This window comes from uncultured Eudoraea sp. (genome assembly GCF_947258525.1).
Classification (GTDB): domain Bacteria; phylum Bacteroidota; class Bacteroidia; order Flavobacteriales; family Flavobacteriaceae; genus Eudoraea.
Window position 1 is genome coordinate 1 of record NZ_CAMYIP010000170.1, and the last position, 1912, is coordinate 1912.

Sequence of the window (1912 nt, forward strand, 5' to 3'; positions counted from 1 at the left end):
TATCGCATCTGGTAAAACTATGCTGGCAGCTATGGTGTTGGGTGCTGAAGGTGTTCAAATTGGGAGTCGGTTTGTGGCGAGCAATGAAGCCTCTTCTCATCAAGCCTTTAAAGACCGGGTTGTGGAAGCAGGGGAAGGGGAGACCCTGCTCACGCTAAAAGAATTAGCGCCGGTCCGACTCATCAAAAACAAATTCTATGAAGAGGTGAGACAGGCGTATGCCAATTGTGCTTCGCCTGAAGATCTAAAAGAACTGCTTGGAAGAGCACGGGCAAAAAGAGGAATGTTCGAAGGGGATCTGGAACAAGGCGAATTGGAAATAGGTCAGGTGAGTGCCCAGATTAATGAAATAAAACCCGCCGCTGAGATCGTCCAGGAGATTGTTCTTGAATTCGAGACTTTAAAAAAGGCGCTTTCAGAATCTCTTTACTGATCACTCTTTTTCTAAATAATAAAGCAAAAAGAGATCATTCACTTTCTTGTGGTAATAAATAGCAGTATCATCAGAATTGAGTGTTGCTCCTTCAACAAAACCGCTTATCTCCGATATAAGTTGTGGACTGCCGAAAGGTTCGTCTGTTGAAGATCTTTGACTCAAATATATCTTCGCTTCCGGATTATCCCCTAAGGGTAATGTCAGCCTTGTAAAGTAGATTTCCAATTCATTCTGGCTAAGGGCAGGTGCATACTCTAAATGATCTGTATTAATGGCCTCAAATATAGCTTCACTATTTGCCTCCCGAGCAAAAGAATTGCCAGTCTTCTTGGCAATAACAAGATTTGCTTCCAGTGGATATGATGTTTGTTCGAATCTACCATCCACAAAATACAGCGTATTGCCATCTGCTGAGATCTCCGCATCAAAATTAATCCAGCCAAGCTCATCTCTAGAAATTCCCGAAACTACATCGCTGTCTTGCACCATCCCAGTATTGAAAATACCCGTATAGAGGGCATCCAGAGTTTCAAAATATGCACCCGTATAGACATAATAAAGTGTATTATTGAGATCCATACTGGCGACGGCTTCTAAATCTGGGGTATTGATCCCTTCAATGATACCCTGATAGTCAAAAGTAGTATCATCTATCTTCAGAGCCCAGTGAAGGTCGGTATTGACAATATCCTGATTTAAGTTGTTGAAAAGTAAAATCGTTCCATCACGTGAAAGGAAAGGCTCCATAATATCTGAATCATATCCTTGAACAGAGACAGATTGCTCATTTCCGAATGTTATTGGGACGTTGTTGTCTGTTTCCTGGGTAGTATTATTTGTGCTTTCTTTACTGCAGGCCAAACATGTCAAGGTAAATAAAGCGGCAAATAAAATATTCTTAAACATGATGTTGGTTTTAAGGTAGGACTTACCTATCCAACGATGGTTTAATGGCAAAATTGCTTATTGTAGGTCAATACGAAGCAAGGTTTGCAGCAATTCATGCGTACCATGGGCCATATCCTTTGCTGTAGTAATTTCCTTGGGGAAATACTTATTCGCTTTTACTGGGAGTGCTTGATAAAGGTATGTCTCAGCGCTTTTTAAATCATGCTATTCGACCGCAGCAAGCAGGGCATCGATATCCAGAAATAAGCGTTCCAACTCTTTCTCTTCTGTTCCCTCGTAAATTCCCCTGATTTGTTTATTTCTGTCTACCAGGATGAAATTCGAGGAATGGATGAAATCCTGAGCCAATCCGTCCCCTGTGCTCATTACGGCAAAATAACTTTTACGCGCCAATTCGTAGATATGCGATTTGTTACCCGTTGTAATATTCCATTTCGTTGGGATGGCCCCATATTGCTTGGCGTATTTTTGCAAGACAGGTACACTGTCATAGTTAGGAGTCACCGAGAGGGACAGCAATTTTACACCTACTTCAAATTCTTTACTGCAATTTTACAACTATTTCAC

The 1912-nt window shown here is 41.4% G+C and carries 2 protein-coding genes and 1 pseudogene; 1 reads left to right on the forward strand and 2 read right to left on the reverse strand.

What is annotated here, in order from left to right:
• The coding region (locus Q0X89_RS12840) for a nitronate monooxygenase (RefSeq protein ID WP_297694797.1) at positions 1 to 433 on the forward strand (433 nt) is incomplete at its 5' end.
• On the opposite strand, the gene Q0X89_RS12845 is transcribed toward Q0X89_RS12840, so the two are convergent.
• Positions 434 to 1342 (reverse strand): hypothetical protein, encoded by a 909-nt coding sequence (locus Q0X89_RS12845; protein WP_297694799.1) that lies wholly within the window; start codon positions 1340 to 1342, stop codon positions 434 to 436. It lies immediately after the preceding gene.
• Between the two features lie 207 nt (positions 1343 to 1549).
• Positions 1550 to 1873 (reverse strand): annotated as a pseudogene (locus Q0X89_RS12850) (SCO family protein); the annotation flags it as partial.
• Positions 1874 to 1912 lie beyond the last annotated feature (39 nt).